The organism is Burkholderia sp. BCC0506 (assembly GCF_902833145.1).
GTDB lineage: Bacteria > Pseudomonadota > Gammaproteobacteria > Burkholderiales > Burkholderiaceae > Burkholderia.
Window position 1 is genome coordinate 504576 of the sequence record NZ_CADFEN010000002.1, and the last position, 16463, is coordinate 521038.

The following is a 16463-nucleotide window of genomic DNA, read 5'->3' on the forward strand; positions in this document are numbered from 1 at the left end:
AGCTGCCGTCACGCAACCGCGCGCAACCGCGCGCCGTGCGCGCTTACCGCTCGATCTGCCGGTTCCAGCGCGTATCCCACTGCGCGCGACGCGCATTGATCGCGGCCCAGTCGACCACGGTCACCTTGCGCACCAGGTCCTCGACGTTGCCGAGGCTCTGCTGCATCGCGACGGGCATCTTCGCGAGGCGGTTGGTCGGGATCTGCTTGCCGGCCTCGGCCGCCTTCGTCTGCGCGGGCACGGACAGCAGGAACTGCGCGAGCTTCTGCGCCAGTTGCGGATCGGGATTGTTCGCGACCACGCACAGATCGACGAGCAGCAGCACGGGGCCTTCCTTCGGGTTCGCATACGCGACGGGGATGCCCTTGTCCTGCAGGTCGCCCACCCCGGTCGGCGTGAGCGGGAACAGGCCGGCCTCGCCCGTCTGCACCATCTCGGAGATCTTCGCCGAATTCGGGATGTACTCGACGACGTTGGGCCCGACCGTGCTCGCCCACTTGCCGAAGCCGGGCTCGACGTTCTGTTCGTTGCCGCCGAGCAGCCGGTTGATCGCGAGGAAGCCGTGCAGCCCGAACGTGCTGCTCGACGCCGACTGGAACACGACCTTGCCCTTGTATTTCGGATCGGCGAAATCCATCCACGAGGTCGGCGGCGCCCAGCCTTTCTCCGCGAACAGCTTCTTGTTGTAGGCGATGCCGGTCATCCCGAGCTGCACGCCCGCGCCGACGTCGTCCTTCATCCGCGCGAACGGGTACAGCTCCTTCAGCACCGGCGAATCGTCGAGTTTCTGGCATACGCCGAGGCTGACCGCGCGTGCCATCACGCCGTCGTCGAGGAACGCGACGTGGATCTGCGGCTTGTTGCGGTTCGCGAGCAGTTTCGCGAGCACGTCCGACGACGTGCCCGGAACGATCACGACTTTCACGTTGTTCGCCTTCTCGAAGTCGGGCAGCACCTGGCTCGTATAGGCCTTTTCCATCGGGCCGCCGTTCATGCCGACGTAGATCGTCTTCGTTTGCGCGAACGCGGGCGTGCCGACGCCTGCGATGCAGAGGGCGGCGGCCGCCGCGATCGTTCCGAGCAGTTTCATCAGTGGGGCTCCTCTTGACGGAAAGGGGCGGTCGGCGCGGCTTGGGGAAAGAAGCGGCCGATCGAGAATGCATCGAGTGGCGTGGCGGTTTCGCCCGCCGTGACGAGGTCGGCGAGCACGTCGCCGACGCCCGGCGCGAGCAGGAAACCGCCGCCGGAAAAACCGAACGCGTGCAGCAGATTCGGCGTGGTACGGCTCGCGCCGATGACCGGATTGTGGTCGGGCGTGCAGCCTTCGACGCCGCTCCACGTGCGGATCAGCAGCGCGTCGCGCAGCGCCGGCAGCAGCGCGCAGGCATCGCGCATCACCGCACGCGTCGTGTCGACCGACGGCTGGCCGAATTCACCGTCGCCGCGGCCGCGGCCGCCGCCGATCACGCAGTTGCCGCGCGCGACCTGCCGCGCATAGACGCCGCCGCCATACACGCCGAGGTTGTGCGTGATGAACGGCGGCAGCGGCTCGGTCACCCACATGTTCGGGTAGATCGGCTCCATCGGTACGGCTTCGCCGAAGCGTTCGGCGATCGTGTTCGCCCATGCGCCGGCCGAGTTGATCAGCCACGTCGCGGTATGCGCGCGGCCGCCCGCGTGCCAGTGAAAGCGCGTGCCGTCGTGATGAATCTCGTCGACGGCGGTGTGCTCGAACACGTCCGCGCCCGCCGCGCGGGCCGCGCGTGCGAACGCGGGCGACACGATGCGCGGGTTCGCATGGCCGTCGGTTTCGCACAGCGAGCCGCCGAGCGCCGCGCGGCCGAGCCACGGGTAGCGGCGGCGGAACGCGTCGCCGCGCATGACCTGCAGCGGCAGGCCGTGTTCGGCGGCGAGCGCGGCGTACGCGTCGAGCGCATCGAGATCGGCATCGCTGCGCGCGAGCCGCAAGTGGCCCGAGACGACGAATTCGCCATCGATGCCGATCAGTTCGGGCAGCCGATCCCAGATGCGCCGTGCGCGCAGCGCGAGCGGCAGTTGCTCGGCCGGACGGCCCTGGCAGCGCACGCCGCCGTAGTTCACGCCGCTCGCCTGCGCGCCGCAGTCGCGCCGCTCGAACAGCCCGACGCGCAGCCCGCGCCGCGTCAGCGCGAGCGCGGCCGATGCGCCCACGAGGCCGCCGCCGACGATCGCGACGTCGTAATGGCGGATTTCACTCATCGCGCGCCTCGTCGGGAATCGCCGCGACGTCGTCGCCCGCGAGCGCGGCGGAGATCGGGAACGGCTTCACGGGCGGTTGCACACGCAACCGGCCGACGTCGGCGAGCGGGCGGCCGGTTGCGGCGGCCAGCACCAGCGCGGCCGCGTCGCCGCACATGCGGCCCTGACAGCGGCCCATGCCGACGCGCGTCAGCGCTTTCAGCCGGTTCAGCTCGGTTGCCGCGCCGCCGCGAATGCAGCGACGCAGCGTGCCCGCGTCGATCTCCTCGCAGCGGCATACGATCGTGTCGTCCGGGCAGCGCGCGGCCAGCTCGGCCGGCGGCGCGAACGCCGCTTCGAGGCCCGCGCGGAAGGTGCCGATGCGGGCGAGCATGTGTTCGAGCGCCGCCGCGTCGGGTTTGCCGGACGGCGAGCGCGGCGCGATGCCTGCATCGTCGAGCAACGCGAGCGCCGCCCGCCGGCCTGATGCTTCGGCCGCGTCGGCGCCAGCGATCCCCGCGCCGTCGCCCGCGACGTAGATGCCGCGCACCGACGTACGCCCGGCCGCGTCGCGTTCGGGCAGCCATGCGCGATGGAGCGGGTCGAAGCCGAACCGGCAACCGGCGAGATCGGCGAGCTGCGTTTCGGCGCGCAGGCCGAAGCCGAGGCCGAGCGCATCGCAGTCGAGCAGGCGCGGTGGCGCGCGGCGTGCGCCGTCGCCGCCCGCGCGCCAGGCGAGCCCCGTCACATGCCGGTCGCCGAGCACGCGTTCGAGCGTGACGCCGGTTTCGATCGCGATGCCGTGCGCGCGCAGCCAGCCGATGTAATACAGCCCCTTCGCGAAGATCGACGGCATGCGCAGCAGCGCGGGCGCGGCAGCGGCCTGCCGGCGCAGCGGGCTCGTGTCGAGCACGGCCGCGACCTGTGCGCCGGCCTTCGCGTACTGATACGCGACGAGATACAGCAGCGGCCCCGTGCCCGCGAACACGATGCGCCGGCCGATCGCGCAACCCTGCGCCTTCAGCGCGACCTGAGCGCCGCCGAGCGTGTAGACGCCCGCGAGCGTCCAGCCCGGCACGGGCAGCATCCGGTCGGTCGCACCGCTCGCGACGATCAGGTGCGAGTACGGCACCGTCACCTCGCGGCCGCCCTGCAGCGTGTCCACGCGGCCCGCGCCGCATGCCCACGCAAGCGTGTCCGGCCGGTAGTCGACGTGCGGCAGCAGCGCGGCCATCGTCCGGTGCACGGCGTCGGCCTTGCCGGCATCGAACCCGTACAGCGCGCGCTTGCCGCGTACGAACGTGCCGTCGGGCGGCGGCTGACGATAGATCTGCCCGCCCCAGCGCGCGTTCTCGTCGATCACGACCGGGCGCAGCCCCGCGTCGACCAGCGCTTCGGCCGCGCGCACGCCGGCCGGCCCCGCGCCGACGATCACCGGTTGCAGCGCGGCGCTCATGATGCGTCTCCGGTCGCGGCCGGCGGGGCAGTCGTGACAATCCGCATGCCGTCGGCGATCGGCGTCGAGCACGCGCGCACGCGCGTGCCGGCTTCGGTGCGCACCCAGCAATCCTGGCAGGCGCCGATCAGGCAGAAGCCCGCGCGCGACTGCCCGCTGAATTCGCTCACGCGCACGCGACGCTGCGCGACGAGAATCGCGGTGAGCACCGTGTCGCCGGCAAGCGCCTGCGCGGGCCGGCCGTCGAGCGTGAACGCGATGGCCGCGCGCGCGCGTTCGGCAACGCGCACGAACTGCGCGCCGTCGTCCGCGAGGTCGGTGGAAGGGGAAGCGGGAATCGTCATCAATGTTGGCCGATCAGGATGCGGTTCAGGCCGTACACGCGATCGAGCAGCAGCATCGCGCCGGCGGTGATGAAGATGACGAGCGCCGACACCGACGCCATCATCGGATCGATCGATTCGGTCGCGTACATGTACATGCGCACGGGCAGCGTGACCGTCTGCGGCGACGTGACGAAGATCGACATCGTCAGCTCGTCGAAGCTGTTGATGAACGCGAGCAGCCAGCCGCCCGTGATGCCGGGCACGATCATCGGCAGCGTGATGCGGCGGAAGGTCGTCCACGGATCCGCGCCGAGCGAGCACGCGGCCTGCTCGATGCTGCGGTCGAGGCCCGCGACGGACGCGAGCACGAGCCGCATCACGAACGGCGTGATGACGATCATGTGCGCGAGCACCAGCCACGCGAACGAGCCGGTCGCGCCGATCAGCGCGAAGAAGCGCAGCAGCGCGATGCCGAGCACGAGGCCGGGAATCACGAGCGGCGACAGCAGCAGGCCGTTCAGGAACGCGCGGCCCGGAAACGTCGCGCGGCCGATCGCGAGGCCGGCCGGCAACGCGATCGCGAGCGACAGCGTCGCCGACGCGAACGCGAGCTTCACGCTGTTCGCGAACGCGGTGACGAAGTCGGGATAGTCGAGGATCGCGCGGAACCAGCGCAGCGACGCGCCGTGTACCGGCAGCGTCAGCGTTTCGTCGGGCGTGAACGCGACGAGCACGACGATCGCGAGCGGCGCGAGCACGAACAGGATCACGAGCGTGTGGAACGCAAGAGCGAAGGGGCCGTTCTTTCTCATCGCGATGCGCCTCCGAGGCTGCGTGCGTAGCGGCGTTCGAGCACGCGGTAGTAGGTGAGCATCACGACGAGGTTCGCGGCCAGCAGCAACACCGCGATCGTCGCGCCGAGCGGCCAGTTCAGCGAGCCGAGGAATTCGTCGTAGACGGCGGTGGCCGCCACCTTCAGCCGGCGTCCGCCGAGCAGGCCGGGAATCGCGAATGCGCTCGCCGACAGCCCGAACACCATCAGACTGCCCGACAGCACGCCCGGCATCAGTTGCGGCACGACGATGCGGCGCAGCGTCGTGAACGGCGACGCGCCGAGCGACAGCGCCGCATGTTCGGTCTGCGGATCGAGCCGCTGCAATGCCGTCCACACGGGAATCACCATGAACGGCAGCATCACGTGCACCAGCGCGATCACGATCGCGAACGTCGTGTATTCGAGCTTGTACGGGCCGAGGCCCACGAGCGCGAGCGCCTGGTTCACGAGTCCGCTCGTGTTCAGCAGCATGCTCCAGCCGAACGCGCGCACGACGACCGACACGAGCAGCGGCGCGAGGATCGCGAGCAGGAACAGCGAACGCCACGGGTCGCGCATCTTCGACAGCACGTACGCTTCCGGCGTGCCGATCGCGACGCAGAGCGCGGTGGTCAGCGCGGCGATGCCGAACGTGCGCGCGAAGATCGTGTGGAAATACGACGAGCCGAGCACCTCCGCGTAGTGGCCGAACTGGAACGCGGCGATCGGGCCGGTCGCCGGATCGAAGCGGTAGAACGTGAGCGCGAACGTCATCGCGAGCGGCACGAGCACGAGCGCGGCGAACAGCGCGAAGGCAGGCGCGCACATCAGCCAGAGCGGCGCGTGGGCACGCCACGTCGCACGCATCGTGCGCGTCGTCGGCGTCGTTTGTGTCGTGTGCGCGGTGGCGACGCGCGCCGGCACCGCGTCATGCGAGGCCGGTTGCGCGAGGCCGGGCGGGGCGCCGTCGCCGGGCAGCGGGCGGGAGGGCTGTTGCATTCAGGCCTCCCGGCGCATCACGCGCACCGCGTCGCTGTGCCAGTCGATGCCGACCGGCGCGCCTTCCGCGAGCGGCTCCGCCCCTTCGTTCTGGCAGCACACGAGCACCTCGCCGAGCGCGCTGTCGACGCGGTACAGCCACTGGCTGCCGAGGAAGAAGCGGCTCGTGACCGTCGCGGCGAAGCGGCCGGCGTCGGGCGCGCACAGCCGCAGCTTCTCCGGACGGATGCAGACCGACACCGCATCGCCCACGCGCATGTCGCGCTCGCGCGGCGGCAGGTGCGCGGTACGGCCCGTCTCGGCGAGATCGTGCCCGAGGTCGATGCGGATCGCGTCGCCATCGTGCGCGACGATCGTGCCGGGCAGCAGGTTCGCCTTGCCGATGAACTGCGACACGAAGTGATTTTCCGGGCGTTCGTACGCGCGGTACGGCGTATCGGTCTGCGTGATGCGGCCGGCTTCCATCACGACCACGCGATCGCTGATCGACAGCGCTTCCGACTGATCGTGCGTGACCATGATCGTCGTCGTGCCGATCTTGCGCTGGATCGCGCGCAGCTCGAACTGCATGTCCTCGCGCAGCTTCGCATCGAGATTCGACATCGGCTCGTCGAGCAGCAGCACGGGCGGCTCGATCACGACCGCGCGTGCGATCGCGACGCGCTGCCGCTGGCCGCCCGACAGTTCGCGCGGGAAACGGTGCGCGAGTGCGTCGAGCCGCACGAGCGCCAGTGCCGCGCGGATGCGCTCCGCGCGCTCGGCCTTGTCGACGCCGCGCATGTCGAGGCCGAAGCCGACGTTCTCGGCGACGCTCATGTGCGGAAACAGCGCATAGCTCTGGAACACGATGCCGAGCCCACGGCGGTTCGGCTTCAGGTGCGTGATGTCCTGCCCGTCGAGCGCGATGCGACCGCGCGTGACGTCGACGAAACCGGCGATCATCTGCAGCGTGGTGGTCTTGCCGCAGCCTGACGGCCCGAGCAGCGACACGAATTCGCCTTGCTCGACCGACAGGTTGACGTCCGCGACGGCGGTGAGCTCGCCGAAGGTTTTCGTCAGATCCGTAAGCGTGAGAAACGACATGGGGAGCTCCGGGTTCGCACACCGCGTGGCCGGTGCGCTGATGACGCGGACTCTAGCCAGCCATATTTCGGCGCGTCAATTTCGAATTCTGCTGAACGGGATGAATTTCGAAAAAATTCCATTGAACGGAATGAACGAGAAAATCGTCCGCGATTCGTTCCGGTGGGTGAAGGCGATCGAGCCGTGAAATGCGTGCGTCAATCCCGTGCACACCCGGATGCCCGCGGATTTTCGGCCGGACGACAATGGCGGCTATCGTATTCCGCTCAATGAAATCGAGGAGAGCCGGCATGCAGGACCCCCATTCGCCCGGAACGTCGTCGGCCGCACGCGCACCGCGCTCGGACGACGACGCCGTCGACGCGGCAGATTCGGTCGAGCCTGCCGGCGCGCCCGGCACCGGCATGCTGCAGCGCGCGTTCGCGATCCTGCGCGCGCTGGCCGGCATGCAGCAGGACGGCGTGCGCGTCACGCATCTGGCGAAGGCCGTCGGCCTCACGCAGGGCACCGCGCACCGGATCCTGCAATCGCTGATCGCCGAAGGGATGGTCGAACAGGACGAGCAGTCGAAGCTGTACCGGCTGAGCGTCGATTTCTTCGCGCTCGCCGCGCAGGCGGGCAACCCGAGCAGCATGCGCACGCTGTGCCGTCCCGCGCTGCTGCGGCTGTGCGCGAGCCTCGGCGAAACCATCTTCCTGCTCGTGAAGAGCGGCTTCGACGCCGTGTGTCTCGACCTGTGCGAAGGGCCGTTTCCGATCCGCTCGTTTACCGGCGACATCGGTGGGCGCATCGCGCTCGGCGTCGGGCAGGGCAGCCTCGCGATCCTCGCGTTTCTGCCCGAGGCCGAACGCGAGGAGGTGATCCGCTTCAACGTGCCGCGCATCCGCGGCTACGGCGTGCTCGACGAGGTATATCTGCGCACCGAGATCGAACGCGTGCGGCAACTCGGCTACGCGGGCCGCAACAGCGGCGTGCTCGACGGGATGGCCGGCGTCGCGGTGCCGATCCTCGATCGCACCGGTTATCCGGTGGGTGCGCTGAGCGTCGGCACGCTTGCGTCGCGGCTCGGCGACGACCGGATGCCGATGGTCGTCGAACTGCTGCGGCGCCAGGCCGACGCGATCGGGCCGCGCACCAATCCGTTCGACGCCGCGTTGCGGCGGCCGATGCACGGGCTATCGGGGAAAGCCGTGTAGCGGGCGTCGCGCGTTGCCGTTTCATCGGCTTGCTTGCGCAAGCCATTCGCGGCCGATCGAGGCGCGCAGGGTCCGGCGGACCCGCGCTTTCGTTTTTTCCTGCGGGCTTGCGCGTGTGGCGCCGCGAGCGCGCGATACCGTTCGAATCGAATGGCGTTTTTCGAGGGTTATACGACCTTTGCGCCATAGGTGTCCCGTTCCATACTTCACGTGAACGATCAAGGCGGAGCAAGCGCGCGAACGCAGCCCCGTGTCGCGTATCCGGCCTGATCAATCACGACATGAACGGGAACGGAAGATGAGACTCGAGAGTAAATCGGCATTGATCACCGGGGGCACCAGCGGCATCGGCCTCGCCACCGCGAAGCTGTTCATTGCGGAAGGCGCGCGCGTCGCGGTGACGGGGCGCGACGAGGCCGCCTTCGACCGCGTGAAGGCGGCGCTCGGCGAGCAGGCGCTCGTGCTCAAGGGCGACGTACGGTCGCTCGACGACATGCGCGCGATCGCCACCGAGGTCAACGACACGTTCGGCGGCCTCGATGTCGTGTTCGCCAATGCCGGCTGGGCGTTCCCGTCCGCCGTCGACGACATCGACGACACGCTCTACGACGACATCATGGACATCAACGTCAAGGGCGTGGTGTTCACGCTTCAGGCGGTGCTGCCGTACTTGCGCGAAGGTTCTTCGGTGGTCCTCAATACCTCGTTCGTCGCGCAGACCGGCAAGCATGGCATCTCGTTGACCGCCGCGGCGAAGGCCGCCGTGCGATCGCTGGCCCGCAGCTGGTCGTACGAATTTCTCGACCGGAATATCCGCTTCAACGCGATCGCGCCCGGCGCGATCGACACACCGCTGCTCTCGAAGTGGGGCAAGCCCGCCGAATGGGTGCGCGCCCGCAAGGCCGAATTCGCCGAAGCGATTCCGGTGGGCCGCATGGGCAACGCGGACGACATCGCCTACGCCGCGCTCTATCTCGCCAGCGACGAATCCTCGTACGTCGTCGGCACCGAGCTGGTCGTCGATGGCGGCGCGTCGCAGCTTTAAGCCTGCGCTTCACGATTGCCGAGCCCGGCACGTCATCCCGGCTCGTCGACATCCCGATTTCATGTCCGCCACGCCATTCGCCGTGACGGTTATTTCATCCGGCCGGCGGGGTTGCGCTCGCCCATGGGCCGAAGTGCAAGGAGAAATCATCTTGACCGACAGTAGCGACAACCATGCGCCCGCCGGGCCACTCACACGGGCAGGCCGTTCCCGCCGCGATGTCCTGAAGGTCGGCGGCGCCGCGACGCTCGGCGCCGTGCTGGGCGGCGGCGCGTGGCTCGGGCACGCCGCGCCCGTGCCGGCACCGACGAACAGCGCGGGGCTGCTTGCCCCGAACGAGCCGCTCGATATCCTGATCGTCAATTACGACGGCGGCACGCTGCTCGACTTCGCGGGCCCCAGCGAAATCTTTCACCGGCTGCCGAATACGAACGTTCGCTACGCGAGCCTCGATGGCGGCAACGTGACGCTCGAATTCGGCGTCGTGTACGGCAAGACCGAGCGATTGGCGGATATCGACAAGACCGACGTGATCCTCGTGCCCGGCGGGTCCGATTTGTCGGCGCCGATGCGGCCGGCGTATCAGGCGCAAATCCGGCGTCTGGCGGAAAGCGCGAAACACGTGACGTCGGTGTGCAACGGCTCGCTCGTGCTCGCCGCGACGGGCGTGCTCGAAGGCAAGCGCAGCGCGTGCCATTGGGCGTTCGTCAACAAGCTGGCCGAATACGGCGCGATTCCCGTTCCCGAGCGCTTCGTCGAAGACGACAACGGCCGCTTCATGAGCGGTGGCGGCGTGACGGCGGGCATCGACTTCGCGCTGCGCGTGGCAGCGAAGCTGCGCGGTCAGCCGGCGGCCGAATACACGCAGCTCGTGATCGAATACGATCCCGCTCCGCCGTTCCACTCCGGTCATCCGGGAGATGCACGGCCCGAACTCGTCGCGATGGTCGACAAGAAGCTGCCGGGCGCATCGAAGGGGCTCGCGTGTATTCCCGGCGTGCGCTGACACGCTTGCCGGCAACGCGCGCAGCGTTGCCGCCTCTTCAATTCAAACCCTGTTCGGAAATCACCCGATGCGACAGATTCATCCGTGTACGGCTGCGCTTGCAGCCTGCGTGTCCTTGTTTGCACTCACGACGCCGGCGCTCGCCGCAGGTTCGCCACGCCCGCCCGAAGCGGCCATCAAGGCCGAAAACGCGCGATGGGCGGATGCCTTTGCGCGAGGGGATTACGACGCGATCGGCCGCCTCTATACCGACGACGGCGCGCTCTTGCCGCCGGGAGGCGATAAGGTCATGGGCCGCCGCGCGATCACCGAGTACTTCACCAACGCGTATGCCGGATCGAAACCCGGCACCGTATCGTTCAGCAATGACGAGTTCTACGGCAATGAGCGGGTCGTGACGGAGGTGTCGGATGCGGAGGTTCGCGACGGTGATGGAAAGCTGAAGGTCCGCGCCAAGCAGACGCTCGTCTTTCTGAAGCAGGGCGGCGTGTGGAAGCTGCATCGCGACATGTGGAACGCTTACCCGCCGGTCAAGGATTGACGTTCGTCGACGTCCGGCGCAAGGGCGCGCGACGTGCCCATGCGCCCATCGCCGGTTAGCGGGAAGCGGACCGCGCGGCGCGCCGATCGGCACGCTCGATCAGCGCGCCGCGTTCGACCTGCTCTCGCGTCGAATCGCCTGCGGCGGGTGTCCGAGCAGCTTGATGAAGGCTCGGCGCATCCGTTCCGGATCGCTGAATCCCACCGCCAGCGCAATCCGTTCGATCGGTTCGCTGCCGCCCTGCAGCCGCAGCTTCGCCGCTTCTACCCGTAGACGCTCGACGGCCCGCGCCGGCGTCTCGCCGGTTTCCCGGCGAAATGCGCGCCCGAACTGGCGCACGCTCAAGCTCGCCGCATCGGCGAGCCGTTCGACCGGCAACGCTTCGGTCAGATGCTCGCGGGCGAAATTCAGCGCGATGCGGATGCGATCCGATTCCGGCTCCATTTGCGACATCGCGGAGAATTGCGACTGCCCGCCGGGACGGCGATACGGAACGACCAGAAGCCGCGAGACTTCGCGAGCGACCTCCGCACTCAGATCCCGTTCGATCATGCCGAGCGCCAGGTCGATGCCGGAGGCGATGCCCGCCGACGTCCAGACGCGGCCTTCGACGACATAGATGCTGTCGCCGTCGACGCGCGTGCGAGGGAAGCGCGACTGCAACTGCGCGGCGTATCGCCAGTGCGTCGCCGCTCGCAAACCGTCGAGCGAACCGGTTTCCGCGAGCAGGAATGCGCCCGTGCACACGCTTGCCACCCGCGACGCCCTGGCGGCCAGCTTGCTGGCCGCGGCGATATTGTCCGACGTCTGCATCGGCGCGATATCGCCGCCGACGAACACGACGGTGTCGAACGCGCGCCGTCCGATCGGTTTCGTGTCGATCGACAGGCCGGTATTGCCGGGAATCGGGCCGCCGGACGGCGAGATGACGTGAAGATCGTATGGCGTGTGGCCGGCGGCCGTGGCCACCTGATTGAAGGCCGACAGCGGCCCGCCGAGATCGAGCGCGTCATGGCCGCGGCAGACGAAGAATCCAATTCGATGCATGACGAAGCAATGAGTCGATCATCCCGGAACGGCCGATTTTACCGGGAACCCTCGCATCACGACAGTTGGCGCGAAACGTGGGAAAAACGTCCTTTACGCCGTCGTCGATCGACTGTATCCGCTCGCGGCGGGCCGATGCAATGCCGCCAGAGGCGACGCTCAGCGGCGGTAGATGAACTCCAGATCGGTCGATTCGCCGACCTTGAAATCGTACGTGCCGACACGCTTGAAGCCGGCCTTCTCGTAGAACGCGATGGCCTTCGCGTTGCCCGACCACACACCGAGCCATACCGGGCCGGGGCGCGTCGCGGCGAGATATGCGAGCGCGGCGTCGAACAACGCGCGTCCGGCGCCGGTTCCCTGCGTGCCGCGTCGAAGGTAGATCTGGTGGATTTCCCCCGCACCGTCGGCCACTTCCGGGTGCGGCAGCTTGCACGGCCCCGCGTGCGCGTATCCGACGAGCGTGCCGTCGTCGTCTTCCGCGACCCACGTCCGGCACTGCGGGTCGCCGAGCTGCCGGGTGATCGTTGCAACCGAGTAGGTACGGGCTTCGTATTCGGCCAGATCGTTCGGCGGGTAGTCGATGCCGAACCCGTCCTGCAGAAAGGTTTCGCGAAAGGTATCGCGTTTCAATTCGGCAAGCGGGACGGCGTCGGCCAGTGTCGCAACGCGGATCAACATGGAGCCTCTGTCGGTTCGGTGTCGGGCCGACAGTTTATCCCGCGATCCCGGGCCGGCGCATCGCCACGTGTCGGCGCGCGACCGTCGCGGTCGGCCGCACGACGATCGCGTGCACATCGGCGGGAAAACGCGATCTTGCAGCGCAGCGAAACGCGGCGACGCTCGCGTTGCCGCGCCTGCGTAACGAACCGAAACCGCCCGTGCGACGATCATGCGGATGCCGATGGTTGACCGCCGGCGGACATGCTAGGATTTCCGTCAAACAACTCCGGAGACTGCGATGCCGTTCATCTGCGAAAACGTTGAATGTCGTGCCGTGCTGGCTCGCGGGCAGGTCAGGCACCATCAGGAGGGCGCGGGCTGGTGCTTTTATTGCCCCGACTGCAACACCCGAAACGAGTTGATGAACATCGGCATGGCCGGCGGCCCGGTCGAGCTGGTGCAGCCGGAGCGGGCGAGCCCGCCGCACAAGGTCGTCGCGAGGGCCCGGCCGCTGGATGACGGCCGATACGCGGCGCAGTTGAGCGTCCAGCGGGCGCTCGCCGTGAAAGGGACCTACGCGGCCGAAGAGCACTGGGATCAGCTCGGCATATTCGGCGACGCGCAGGAAGCCGTCGCGCATGCGAAGTCGTTCGCCACGGACTTGCTGCAGCGCGCCGCGTAGTCGACGCATTGCCGTGAATGAACAAGGGGCGTCGCGCATTCGTGCGCGACGCCCCTTCGCGTTGTGCGCCCGCGTTCGTCAGTCGAGAAAACCGAACGAGCAGGACGGCGTCATGATCCGCTGATACGCGCGGTCCTGAATCAGGCGCCCAGGAAAGCCGCGTGCGCTCACGCAGCCGGCGCCTGCGCTGCGCGGGTCCGTTCGCGCGCCGCGACGAGTTCCCGGATTCGCGCACGGTCGGCCGGCGTTGCCGGCGTGAAGATCACGAGGCTCAGTTCCGGGTTGCCGGTGACCGAGAACGCCGAATAGTCGAGCGCGATCCGGCCGGCTCGCGGATGGCGGATCTCCTTCGTTCCTTCGTCGTGCGTACGAATATCGTGGTCGCGCCACATCGCGTCGAATTCGGCGCTCGTCGCGCGCATCTCGTCGACGAACGCCTGCACGGCCTGCGTCGCGCCGCTGCGCGCGACGTCCGCCCGAAACGCGCCGACCGCGAACCGCGCGACGCGCTCCCAGTTCGGCTGCGCATAACGCACGCCCGCGTCGACGAAGATCAGCCGCAGGATGTTGCGTGCGGCGGGCGGCAGCGCCGCATAGTCGGTCAGCGTCGCGGCCGCCGCGTCGTTCCACGCGACGACGTCCCACGTCGCGGACCGTATGATCGCGGGGCTCGCATCGAGCGAATCGAGCACGCGCTGCAACCGCGGCGTCACGCCGGCCGGCGCGTGATAACGCACCTCGGGCGGATGCCCGAGGCCGAGCAGGAACAGGTGCTCGCGTTCGGCTTCGTTGAGCATCAGCGCGCGGGCGAGCCGGTCGAGCACGTCGGCCGACGGCGCGCCGCCGCGCCCCTGTTCGAGCCACGTGTACCACGCGGCGCTCACGTGCGCGCGCTGCGCGACTTCCTCGCGGCGCAGGCCCGGCGTGCGGCGGCGCGTGGCGGGCAGCCCGAGCGCGACCGGGTCGAGTTTCTCGCGGCGGTCCCGCAGGTACGCGCCGAGCAGGTTGTCGGGAGCGTCAGCCATATCCTGTTAGTTCGTTTACCGGTAAACCGTCACGGCTTCACCGCGACCGGCCATCGGCAGATAGTAAGCCTCCATTTCATCCGGAGGTGCTGAACATGCGTGTCTTTGTTACGGGAGCGTCGGGATTCGTCGGCTCGGCCGTCGTGGCCGAACTCATCGCTGCCGGGCACTCGGTGCTCGGGCTCGCGCGGTCCGACGCGGCCGCGGCGTCGGTTGCCGCGGCCGGCGCCGACGTCCATCGCGGGTCGCTGGAGGATCTCGACAGCCTGACGCGCGGCGCCGAAGCCGCCGATGCGGTGATCCACACGGGATTCAATCACGACTTCTCGCGTTTTGCGCAGAACTGCGAACTCGACCGCCGCGCGATCGAGACGATCGGCGCGGCGCTCGCCGGTTCGGCACGGCCGCTGGTCGTCACGTCGGGCCTCGCGCTCGTCGCGTCCGGGCGCGCGGCGACCGAGGACGATCCGCACGTGCCGGTGTCGGCGAATTATCCGCGTGCGTCCGAAGCGACCGCGGTCGCGCTCGAAGCGCGCGGCGTGCATGCGTCGGTCGTCAGGCTGCCGCCGTCCGTGCACGGCGACGGCGATCATGCCTTCGTGCCGCGCCTGATCGCGTTCGCGAGGGAGAAAGGGGTGGCGGCGTACATCGGCGACGGCGCGAACCGCTGGCCCGCCGTGCACCGGCTCGACGCGGCGCGCGTGTACCGGCTCGCGATCGAACGCGGCGCGGCCGGCGCACGCTATCACGCGGTCGACGATACGGGCGTGCCGTTCCGCGAGATCGCGGAGGTGATCGGCCGGCGGCTGAACGTGCCGGTCGTCGCGAAGTCGGCGGCGGAAGCCGGCGAGCACTTCGGCTGGTTCGCGATGTTCGCCGGCATGGATGCACCGGCAACCAGCGAGCGCACGCGGGCGTCGCTCGGCTGGGCGCCGACGCAGCCGGGATTGCTGGCCGACATCGACCGGCCGCGGTATTTCGAAAGCTGACGCGCGGCGCGGGCCGCTCGCCGGAGGGCGGCCCGAACAGCGGCTCAGACCGTGACGACGATTTTCCCGACCTGCGCGCCGGCTTCCATATACCGGTGCGCCTCGGCGATGTCGTCGAATGCGAACGTGCGATCGATTCGCGGCTTCAGCGTGCCGGCCGCGAGCCCGTCGACGATGAAGCGCTTCGCGCGTTCGAGCCGCTGCGCGTCGCCGGTGATCTCGAACAACTCGTAACCGCGCAGCGTCAGGTGGCGCGCGAGCAGGTCCATCACCGGCACCGGGATGTCGCGCGTGTCGAGCGCGCCGTACTGGAAGAACGTGCCGTTCGTGGCCAGCGCGCGCAGCAGGTTCGCCGCGTCGGGGCCGCCGACCGGATCGAACGCGATACGCGCGCCGATGCCGCCCGTGATTTCCGCCACCTGCCGCGGCAGGTCGGCGGGGTTGCCGACGATCACGTGCCGCGCGCCCGCATCGAGCAGCGCCTGGCGCTTCGCTTCGCCGCGCGTCAGCGCGATCGGCACCGCGCCGACCTGGTTCGCCACCTGGATCGCGGCCTGCCCGACGCTGCTCGATGCGGCGCCGACCAGCACCGCATCGCCGCGCTTCAATCCGCCGAGTTCGATCAGCGCACCGTAGGCCGTCACGAACATCATCCACGTCGCGGCCGCCTCCTCGAACGACAGGCTGTCCGGATGCCTGACCGCCGCATGCGCGGGCACGTTGACCACCTCGCCATACATCCCGTAGTCGGCGAACGAGAAGGCCGGCACGACGCTCACCGCGTCGCCTTCGGCAAACGCCGTCACGTTGCGGCCGACCGCCGCGACCACGCCCGACGCCTCGTAGCCGAGCGATGCCGGAAAGCGCGGCATGAACGTGTATTCGCCGCTGCGGAACATGACTTCCGCGCGATTGAGGCCGATCGCCTTCACGCGCAGCTGGATGTCGTCGGGGCCGGGCGCGGGCACGTCGACGGTGTCGATCTGCAGGACTTCGGGGCCGCCGATGCGGTGGAAACGAACGATGCGGGTCATGGCGCGCTCCTTCGATGAACGGGTGTCGATGAAGCAGCATCGTAGGCGGGCGCCCGCGCCGGATAAACGTGCGGCCGGATCATTGATTGTTATTCGACGAATAACAATAGCTCCGATCGGACGCGGGGGCCTGTCGGGATTCGATGCACTACGCTGGTTTGGCAACCGGCATCGCGACTCGCGACACATCGTGGAATGCTGCCTGGAACGCATCAAACGTCGTCATCGTTTCGCCGCGCGTGACGACACGTTTCGTGCCCAACGACATTGCATTGGCGGCGTTCACCAGTGAATTGCTTTTTGCGCGCGCCGCTCTATATTGAGATTTGCTCGTGTCGAC

Annotated in this window: 19 protein-coding genes; 8 read left to right on the plus strand and 11 right to left on the minus strand. The window is 68.7% G+C overall.

Features of this window, described 5'->3' with window-relative positions; genetic code table 11:
* Positions 1–43 precede the first annotated feature (43 nt).
* From HWX62_RS06260 to HWX62_RS06290, 7 genes are read right to left on the minus strand one after another with little or no spacing between them, the layout of a single operon-like run.
* Positions 44–1090 carry an ABC transporter substrate-binding protein gene (locus HWX62_RS06260; RefSeq protein WP_175931932.1) on the minus strand — a complete coding sequence of 349 codons (1047 nt, stop codon included), beginning with the start codon at positions 1088–1090 and terminating at the stop codon, positions 44–46.
* Positions 1090–2238 carry an FAD-binding oxidoreductase gene (locus tag HWX62_RS06265; RefSeq protein ID WP_175931931.1) on the minus strand — a complete coding sequence of 383 codons (1149 nt, stop codon included), beginning with the start codon at positions 2236–2238 and terminating at the stop codon, positions 1090–1092. Before HWX62_RS06265 ends, HWX62_RS06260 begins: the two co-directional genes overlap by 1 nt.
* Positions 2231–3673: an NAD(P)/FAD-dependent oxidoreductase gene (locus HWX62_RS06270; protein ID WP_175931930.1), complete on the minus strand. Its 1443-nt coding sequence runs from the start codon at positions 3671–3673 to the stop codon at positions 2231–2233. The genes HWX62_RS06265 and HWX62_RS06270 overlap by 8 nt, the downstream gene beginning before the upstream one ends.
* A complete protein-coding gene (locus tag HWX62_RS06275) occupies positions 3670–4017 on the minus strand; it encodes a (2Fe-2S)-binding protein (protein ID WP_175931929.1) in 348 nt (115 codons plus the stop codon). The genes HWX62_RS06270 and HWX62_RS06275 overlap by 4 nt, the downstream gene beginning before the upstream one ends.
* Complete coding sequence (locus tag HWX62_RS06280) at positions 4017–4811, minus strand: ABC transporter permease (protein WP_175931928.1); 795 nt, start codon at positions 4809–4811, stop codon at positions 4017–4019. Before HWX62_RS06280 ends, HWX62_RS06275 begins: the two co-directional genes overlap by 1 nt.
* Positions 4808–5812, minus strand: coding sequence for an ABC transporter permease (locus tag HWX62_RS06285; RefSeq protein ID WP_175931927.1), 1005 nt, complete (start codon positions 5810–5812; stop codon positions 4808–4810). The genes HWX62_RS06280 and HWX62_RS06285 overlap by 4 nt, the downstream gene beginning before the upstream one ends.
* Positions 5813–6895 (minus strand): ABC transporter ATP-binding protein, encoded by a 1083-nt coding sequence (locus HWX62_RS06290; protein WP_175931926.1) that lies wholly within the window; start codon positions 6893–6895, stop codon positions 5813–5815.
* Here HWX62_RS06290 and HWX62_RS33015 point away from each other — a divergent pair.
* The 5 genes from HWX62_RS33015 to HWX62_RS06315 all read left to right on the plus strand — a co-directional run bounded on the left by HWX62_RS33015 (position 6894) and on the right by HWX62_RS06315 (position 10683).
* Positions 6894–7082, plus strand: coding sequence for a hypothetical protein (locus HWX62_RS33015; RefSeq protein WP_244135979.1), 189 nt, complete (start codon positions 6894–6896; stop codon positions 7080–7082). The two genes, HWX62_RS06290 and HWX62_RS33015, sit on opposite strands and share 2 nt — an antisense overlap.
* A 103-nt stretch (positions 7083–7185) precedes the next feature.
* Entirely contained in the window at positions 7186–8091 is a 906-nt protein-coding gene (locus tag HWX62_RS06300) for an IclR family transcriptional regulator (protein WP_175931925.1), read from the plus strand.
* 298 nt (positions 8092–8389) lie between these two features.
* On the plus strand, positions 8390–9136 hold the full coding sequence (locus HWX62_RS06305) for an SDR family oxidoreductase (protein ID WP_175931924.1): 747 nt from the start codon (positions 8390–8392) through the stop codon (positions 9134–9136).
* A 151-nt stretch (positions 9137–9287) separates the two neighbouring features.
* A complete protein-coding gene (locus HWX62_RS06310) occupies positions 9288–10142 on the plus strand; it encodes a DJ-1/PfpI family protein (RefSeq protein ID WP_175931923.1) in 855 nt (284 codons plus the stop codon).
* 67 nt (positions 10143–10209) lie between these two features.
* Positions 10210–10683 carry a nuclear transport factor 2 family protein gene (locus tag HWX62_RS06315; protein ID WP_175931922.1) on the plus strand — a complete coding sequence of 158 codons (474 nt, stop codon included), beginning with the start codon at positions 10210–10212 and terminating at the stop codon, positions 10681–10683.
* A 99-nt stretch (positions 10684–10782) separates the two neighbouring features.
* Here the strand turns inward: HWX62_RS06315 and HWX62_RS06320 are convergent, their stop codons facing one another.
* Together HWX62_RS06320 and HWX62_RS06325 are read right to left on the minus strand one after the other, a co-directional pair.
* Positions 10783–11730 carry a helix-turn-helix domain-containing protein gene (locus HWX62_RS06320; RefSeq protein WP_175931921.1) on the minus strand — a complete coding sequence of 316 codons (948 nt, stop codon included), beginning with the start codon at positions 11728–11730 and terminating at the stop codon, positions 10783–10785.
* Between the two features lie 159 nt (positions 11731–11889).
* Positions 11890–12411 carry a GNAT family N-acetyltransferase gene (locus tag HWX62_RS06325; RefSeq protein WP_175931920.1) on the minus strand — a complete coding sequence of 174 codons (522 nt, stop codon included), beginning with the start codon at positions 12409–12411 and terminating at the stop codon, positions 11890–11892.
* A 280-nt stretch (positions 12412–12691) separates the two neighbouring features.
* Here HWX62_RS06325 and HWX62_RS06330 point away from each other — a divergent pair, with 280 nt between their 5' ends.
* Positions 12692–13075, plus strand: a complete 384-nt coding sequence (locus HWX62_RS06330; RefSeq protein ID WP_175931919.1) for a hypothetical protein — start codon at positions 12692–12694, stop codon at positions 13073–13075.
* Between the two features lie 167 nt (positions 13076–13242).
* On the opposite strand, the gene HWX62_RS06335 is transcribed toward HWX62_RS06330, so the two are convergent.
* Positions 13243–14100: a helix-turn-helix transcriptional regulator gene (locus tag HWX62_RS06335; RefSeq protein WP_175931918.1), complete on the minus strand. Its 858-nt coding sequence runs from the start codon at positions 14098–14100 to the stop codon at positions 13243–13245.
* A gap of 95 nt (positions 14101–14195) precedes the next feature.
* On the opposite strand from HWX62_RS06335, the gene HWX62_RS06340 reads away from it, so the two are divergent.
* Positions 14196–15089: an SDR family oxidoreductase gene (locus HWX62_RS06340; RefSeq protein WP_175931917.1), complete on the plus strand. Its 894-nt coding sequence runs from the start codon at positions 14196–14198 to the stop codon at positions 15087–15089.
* A 44-nt stretch (positions 15090–15133) separates the two neighbouring features.
* Here HWX62_RS06340 and HWX62_RS06345 read toward each other — a convergent pair whose 3' ends face one another.
* Entirely contained in the window at positions 15134–16123 is a 990-nt protein-coding gene (locus HWX62_RS06345) for a zinc-dependent alcohol dehydrogenase family protein (RefSeq protein WP_175931916.1), read from the minus strand.
* Here HWX62_RS06345 and HWX62_RS06350 point away from each other — a divergent pair.
* A complete protein-coding gene (locus HWX62_RS06350; RefSeq protein ID WP_175931915.1) occupies positions 16122–16415 on the plus strand; it encodes a hypothetical protein in 294 nt (97 codons plus the stop codon). The genes HWX62_RS06345 and HWX62_RS06350 overlap by 2 nt on opposite strands.
* Positions 16416–16463: the final 48 nt, after the last annotated feature.

Bases quoted from the DNA above. Each gene is read 5' to 3' on its own strand.
- HWX62_RS06320 (WP_175931921.1), bottom strand. From the start codon at position 11,730: ATGCATCGAATTGGATTCTTCGTCTGCCGCGGCCATGACGCGCTCGAT.
- HWX62_RS06285 (WP_175931927.1), bottom strand. From the start codon at position 5,812: ATGCAACAGCCCTCCCGCCCGCTGCCCGGCGACGGCGCCCCGCCCGGC.
- HWX62_RS06350 (WP_175931915.1), top strand. From the start codon at position 16,122: ATGGCGCGCTCCTTCGATGAACGGGTGTCGATGAAGCAGCATCGTAGG.
- HWX62_RS06330 (WP_175931919.1), top strand. From the start codon at position 12,692: ATGCCGTTCATCTGCGAAAACGTTGAATGTCGTGCCGTGCTGGCTCGC.
- HWX62_RS06270 (WP_175931930.1), bottom strand. From the start codon at position 3,673: ATGAGCGCCGCGCTGCAACCGGTGATCGTCGGCGCGGGGCCGGCCGGC.
- HWX62_RS06345 (WP_175931916.1), bottom strand. From the start codon at position 16,123: ATGACCCGCATCGTTCGTTTCCACCGCATCGGCGGCCCCGAAGTCCTG.
- HWX62_RS06300 (WP_175931925.1), top strand. From the start codon at position 7,186: ATGCAGGACCCCCATTCGCCCGGAACGTCGTCGGCCGCACGCGCACCG.
- HWX62_RS06315 (WP_175931922.1), top strand. From the start codon at position 10,210: ATGCGACAGATTCATCCGTGTACGGCTGCGCTTGCAGCCTGCGTGTCC.
- HWX62_RS06340 (WP_175931917.1), top strand. From the start codon at position 14,196: ATGCGTGTCTTTGTTACGGGAGCGTCGGGATTCGTCGGCTCGGCCGTC.
- HWX62_RS06325 (WP_175931920.1), bottom strand. From the start codon at position 12,411: ATGTTGATCCGCGTTGCGACACTGGCCGACGCCGTCCCGCTTGCCGAA.
- HWX62_RS06265 (WP_175931931.1), bottom strand. From the start codon at position 2,238: ATGAGTGAAATCCGCCATTACGACGTCGCGATCGTCGGCGGCGGCCTC.
- HWX62_RS06305 (WP_175931924.1), top strand. From the start codon at position 8,390: ATGAGACTCGAGAGTAAATCGGCATTGATCACCGGGGGCACCAGCGGC.
- HWX62_RS06275 (WP_175931929.1), bottom strand. From the start codon at position 4,017: ATGACGATTCCCGCTTCCCCTTCCACCGACCTCGCGGACGACGGCGCG.
- HWX62_RS06290 (WP_175931926.1), bottom strand. From the start codon at position 6,895: ATGTCGTTTCTCACGCTTACGGATCTGACGAAAACCTTCGGCGAGCTC.
- HWX62_RS33015 (WP_244135979.1), top strand. From the start codon at position 6,894: ATGGGGAGCTCCGGGTTCGCACACCGCGTGGCCGGTGCGCTGATGACG.
- HWX62_RS06335 (WP_175931918.1), bottom strand. From the start codon at position 14,100: ATGGCTGACGCTCCCGACAACCTGCTCGGCGCGTACCTGCGGGACCGC.
- HWX62_RS06280 (WP_175931928.1), bottom strand. From the start codon at position 4,811: ATGAGAAAGAACGGCCCCTTCGCTCTTGCGTTCCACACGCTCGTGATC.
- HWX62_RS06260 (WP_175931932.1), bottom strand. From the start codon at position 1,090: ATGAAACTGCTCGGAACGATCGCGGCGGCCGCCGCCCTCTGCATCGCA.